This is a genomic window from Eikenella sp. NML99-0057 (assembly GCF_001648535.1).
In the GTDB taxonomy this organism is placed as follows: domain Bacteria; phylum Pseudomonadota; class Gammaproteobacteria; order Burkholderiales; family Neisseriaceae; genus Eikenella; species Eikenella exigua.
Map to the genome: position 1 here is coordinate 1 of NZ_LXST01000011.1, position 5,671 is coordinate 5,671.

At 51.2% G+C, this 5,671-nt stretch carries 2 tRNA genes and 3 rRNA genes; all 5 read right to left on the reverse strand.

From position 1 onward, the window contains the following. Positions 1 to 68: 68 nt before the first annotated feature. The 5 genes from rrf to A7Q03_RS09165 all read right to left on the reverse strand — a co-directional run bounded on the left by rrf (position 69) and on the right by A7Q03_RS09165 (position 5,453). A 5S ribosomal RNA gene (rrf, locus tag A7Q03_RS09145) occupies positions 69 to 181 on the reverse strand. A 174-nt stretch (positions 182 to 355) separates the two neighbouring features. After that, positions 356 to 3,326: ribosomal RNA gene (locus A7Q03_RS09150) — 23S ribosomal RNA — on the reverse strand. A gap of 330 nt (positions 3,327 to 3,656) precedes the next feature. Further along, a tRNA-Ala gene (locus A7Q03_RS09155) sits at positions 3,657 to 3,732 on the reverse strand. 35 nt (positions 3,733 to 3,767) lie between these two features. Then, positions 3,768 to 3,844: transfer RNA gene (locus tag A7Q03_RS09160), tRNA-Ile, on the reverse strand. A 68-nt stretch (positions 3,845 to 3,912) separates the two neighbouring features. Next, positions 3,913 to 5,453 (reverse strand): 16S ribosomal RNA (locus tag A7Q03_RS09165). The 16S, 23S and 5S rRNA genes sit together here with 2 tRNA genes alongside, the layout of an rRNA operon. Between the last annotated feature and the right edge of the window lie 218 nt (positions 5,454 to 5,671).

Genomic DNA, 5,671 nt, shown 5'->3' on the forward strand with positions numbered 1-5,671 from the left:
TTTCCATTCCTTTCATCATACTCCCACAAAGCACAACACCCGCCATCAGGCAGGTGTCGTAAATAGGTGTTTGGCAGTGTCCTACTTTCGCACGGGTATCCGCACTATCATCGGCGCTGGTTCGTTTCACGGCCCTGTTCGGGATGGGAAGGCGTGGGACCAAACCGCTATGGCCGCCAAACTTAAACTGTACAAATCGTCAAGCCGCCGGTAGCGTCCACTCCGGCCAATCAAATCAAACTGTCCTGTCCGGCTACTAACCAAACAATCGGGTAATGTGTATCGATTCCAGTAAGCTTTATTCTCTATGAGTGTCCTTCCCAGTGTCTCCACACCGCAAAGCACTTCAAATGATAGAGCCAAGCCTCACGAGCAATTAGTATGGGTTAGCTGCACGCGTTGCCGCGCTTCCACACCCCACCTATCAACGTCCTGGTCTAGAACGACTCTTCAGCGCGGTTATACCGCAAGGGAAGTCTCATCTCCAGGCAGGTTTCGCGCTTAGATGCTTTCAGCGCTTATCCTTCCCGAACTTAGCTACCCGGCAATGCCACTGGCGTGACAACCGGTACACCAGAGGTTCGTCCACTCCGGTCCTCTCGTACTAGGAGCAGCCCCTGTCAAACTTCCAACGCCCACTGCAGATAGGGACCAAACTGTCTCACGACGTTTTAAACCCAGCTCACGTACCACTTTAAATGGCGAACAGCCATACCCTTGGGACCGACTACAGCCCCAGGATGTGATGAGCCGACATCGAGGTGCCAAACTCCGCCGTCGATATGAACTCTTGGGCGGAATCAGCCTGTTATCCCCGGAGTACCTTTTATCCGTTGAGCGATGGCCCTTCCATTCAGAACCACCGGATCACTATGTCCTGCTTTCGCACCTGCTCGACTTGTCGGTCTCGCAGTTAAGCTACCTTTTGCCATTGCACTATCAGTCCGATTTCCGACCGGACCTAGGTAACCTTCGAACTCCTCCGTTACTCTTTGGGAGGAGACCGCCCCAGTCAAACTGCCTACCATGCACGGTCCCCGATCCGGTTTACGGACCTGGGTTAGAACCTCAAAGTCACCAGGGTGGTATTTCAAGGACGGCTCCACAGAAACTAGCGCCTCTGCTTCTAAGCCTCCCACCTATCCTACACAAGTGACTTCAAAGTCCAATGCAAAGCTACAGTAAAGGTTCACGGGGTCTTTCCGTCTAGCAGCGGGTAGATTGCATCTTCACAACCACTTCAACTTCGCTGAGTCTCGGGAGGAGACAGTGTGGCCATCGTTACGCCATTCGTGCGGGTCGGAACTTACCCGACAAGGAATTTCGCTACCTTAGGACCGTTATAGTTACGGCCGCCGTTTACTGGGGCTTCGATCCGATGCTCTCACATCTTCAATTAACCTTCCAGCACCGGGCAGGCGTCACACCCTATACGTCCACTTTCGTGTTTGCAGAGTGCTGTGTTTTTAATAAACAGTCGCAGCCACCGATTCTCTGCGACCCCCCAAAGCTTACGGAGTAAATCCTTCACCTCAGAGGGCATACCTTCTCCCGAAGTTACGGTATCAATTTGCCGAGTTCCTTCTCCCGAGTTCTCTCAAGCGCCTTAGAATTCTCATCCTGCCCACCTGTGTCGGTTTGCGGTACGGTTCGATTTAAGCTGGAGCTTAGTGGCTTTTCCTGGAAGCGTGGTATCAGTCACTTCGTATCCGTAGATACTCGTTATCGCTTCTCGGTGTTATGAAGAACCGGATTTGCCTAATTCTTCCACCTACTAGCTTGAACAAACTATTCCAACAGTTTGCTGACCTAACCTTCTCCGTCCCCACATCGCACTTAAATCAAGTACAGGAATATTAACCCGTTTCCCATCGACTACGCATCTCTGCCTCGCCTTAGGGGCCGACTCACCCTGCGCCGATGAACGTTGCGCAGGAAACCTTGGGCTTTCGGCGAGCGGGCTTTTCACCCGCTTTATCGCTACTCATGTCAACATTCGCACTTCTGATACCTCCAGCATTCCTTACGAAACACCTTCTCAGGCCTACAGAACGCTCCCCTACCATGCATGCTTCATTAAAACAGCTAACCCCATCTACCATACTCGACTTTGATGGGCGCTTTCCGTCGCTTTGCTCCGGCAAGCTGTTTTAATGAAGCATGCATCCGCAGCTTCGGTTATAGATTTGAGCCCCGTTACATCTTCCGCGCAGGATGACTCGACCAGTGAGCTGTTACGCTTTCTTTAAATGATGGCTGCTTCTAAGCCAACATCCTGGCTGTCTAAGCCTTCCCACTTCGTTTACCACTTAATCTATCATTTGGGACCTTAGCTGGCGGTCTGGGTTGTTTCCCTTTCGACAACGGACGTTAGCACCCGCTGTCTGTCTCCCATGATTGCACTTTCCGGTATTCTGAGTTTGCCATGGGTTGGTAAGTCGCAATGACCCCCTAGCCATAACAGTGCTTTACCCCCGGAAGTGATACATGAGGCACTACCTAAATAGTTTTCGGGGAGAACCAGCTATCTCCGAGTTTGTTTAGCCTTTCACCCCTATCCACAGCTCATCCCCGCATTTTGCAACATGCGTGGGTTCGGTCCTCCAGTACCTGTTACGGCACCTTCAACCTGGCCATGGATAGATCACTCGGTTTCGGGTCTACACCCAGCAACTATGACGCCCTATTAAGACTCGGTTTCCCTACGCCTCCCCTATCCGGTTAAGCTCGCTACTGAATGTAAGTCGTTGACCCATTATACAAAAGGTACGCAGTCACACAATAAAGTGCTCCCACTGTTTGTATGCATCAGGTTTCAGGTTCTATTTCACTCCCCTCCCGGGGTTCTTTTCGCCTTTCCCTCACGGTACTGGTTCACTATCGGTCGATGATGAGTATTTAGCCTTGGAGGATGGTCCCCCCATCTTCAGACAGGATTTCTCGTGTCCCGCCCTACTTGTCGTATGCTTAGTACCACTGCCGGAATTTCGGATACGGGGCTATCACCCACTATGGCGGAAGTTTCCAATTCCTTCTCCTATCCCGACGGCTATCACATACAGGCTGCTCCGCGTTCGCTCGCCACTACTTGCGGAATCTCGGTTGATTTCTTTTCCTCCGGGTACTTAGATGGTTCAGTTCTCCGGGTTCGCTTCTCTAAGCTTATATATTCAGCTTAGGATACACATTGCTGTGTGGGTTCCCCCATTCGGACATCACCGGATCAAAGCTCTATTGCCAGCTCCCCGATGCTTTTCGCAGGCTTACACGTCCTTCGTCGCCTATCATCGCCAAGGCATCCACCTGATGCACTTATTCACTTGACTCTATCATTTGAAGTGCCTTTTTGACTTCGCCTGCGCTGCGTTGACTACAGCTGGGGCTTAAGGCCTCTACTTTGATAAAGCTTACTGCTTGTTGTGTCCAAATCCTGCCTTTTGCGTTTCAGGATTCGGTCGATACAATCATCACCCAAATTTCTGTATGACTTATCTTTAAGATAAGCCTTACTTCGTTTGTTTGTTGATTTCGGCTTGCCAATTTGTTAAAGATCGATGCGTTTTGACTTCGCAAATAAAAATAAACTACCGCTCAAAACTGCAACATGTAGCAGCTTGCTCGCATATTTAGCATACTTTTATTTGGAAAGTATTGTGTGGTGGAGGCAAACGGGATCGAACCGATGACCCCCTGCTTGCAAAGCAGGTGCTCTACCAACTGAGCTATGCCCCCAGTACTTGGGCGGATCTGCTCCACTCTACGCCTACTGGTGGGTCTGGGAGGACTTGAACCTCCGACCCCACGCTTATCAAGCGTGTGCTCTAACCAGCTGAGCTACAAACCCAACATTCTCTTCGCATCTGTATCTGATTACCGATAGGTGTGGATGCTCTACCCCTACTTTTTCTCTAGAAAGGAGGTGATCCAGCCGCAGGTTCCCCTACGGCTACCTTGTTACGACTTCACCCCAGTCATGAAGCATACCGTGGCAAGCGGGCTCCTTGCGGTTACCCTACCTGCTTCTGGTATCCCCCACTCCCATGGTGTGACGGGCGGTGTGTACAAGACCCGGGAACGTATTCACCGCAGTATGCTGACCTGCGATTACTAGCGATTCCGACTTCATGCACTCGAGTTGCAGAGTGCAATCCGGACTACGATCGGTTTTCTGGGATTGGCTCCGCCTCGCGGCTTGGCTACCCTCTGTACCGACCATTGTATGACGTGTGAAGCCCTGGTCATAAGGGCCATGAGGACTTGACGTCATCCCCACCTTCCTCCGGTTTGTCACCGGCAGTCTCATTAGAGTGCCCAACTAAATGATGGCAACTAATGACAAGGGTTGCGCTCGTTGCGGGACTTAACCCAACATCTCACGACACGAGCTGACGACAGCCATGCAGCACCTGTGTTACGGCTCCCGAAGGCACCCCTCTATCTCTAAAGGGTTCCGTACATGTCAAAACCAGGTAAGGTTCTTCGCGTTGCATCGAATTAATCCACATCATCCACCGCTTGTGCGGGTCCCCGTCAATTCCTTTGAGTTTTAATCTTGCGACCGTACTCCCCAGGCGGTCGATTTCACGCGTTAGCTACGCTACTAAGGTATCATGTACCCCAACAGCTAATCGACATCGTTTAGGGCGTGGACTACCAGGGTATCTAATCCTGTTTGCTACCCACGCTTTCGAGCATGAACGTCAGTGTTATCCCAGGGGGCTGCCTTCGCCATCGGTATTCCTCCACATCTCTACGCATTTCACTGCTACACGTGGAATTCTACCCCCCTCTGACACACTCTAGCTATCCAGTTCAGAACGCAGTTCCCAGGTTGAGCCCGGGGATTTCACATCCTGCTTAAATAACCATCTGCGCTCGCTTTACGCCCAGTAATTCCGATTAACGCTCGCACCCTACGTATTACCGCGGCTGCTGGCACGTAGTTAGCCGGTGCTTATTCTTTCGGTACCGTCAGCAAAGGGTGGTATTAGCACCCTCCTTTTCTTCCCGAACAAAAGTACTTTACAACCCGAAGGCCTTCTTCATACACGCGGCATGGCTGGATCAGGGTTGCCCCCATTGTCCAAAATTCCCCACTGCTGCCTCCCGTAGGAGTCTGGGCCGTGTCTCAGTCCCAGTGTGGCGGATCGTCCTCTCAGACCCGCTACTGATCGTCGCCTTGGTAGGCCTTTACCCCACCAACTAGCTAATCAGTTATCGGCCGCTCGAATAACGCGAGGTCTTGCGATCCCCCGCTTTCTCCCTCAGGACGTATGCGGTATTAGCCAATCTTTCGATTGGTTATCCCCCATTACTCGGTACGTTCCGATATATTACTCACCCGTTCGCCACTCGCCGGCAGTAGTGCAAGCACTACCCCGCTGCCGTTCGACTTGCATGTGTAAAGCATGCCGCCAGCGTTCAATCTGAGCCAGGATCAAACTCTTATGTTCAATCTCTAACTTAATAACTTCTGGTCTGCTTCAAAGAAACCGACAGAACAATGTTAAACATCGTCTTGTCTTCTTCTCAACAGTGCAGGTGTAAAACACCCACACTTATCGGTAATCTGATTGTTAAAGAGCTGCTGAACCGTAAAACCGACAACAAAACCGTGCCGTAAGGAACAGCGAAGATGCGGACTATACGCCTACCAGAATATTTTGTCAAA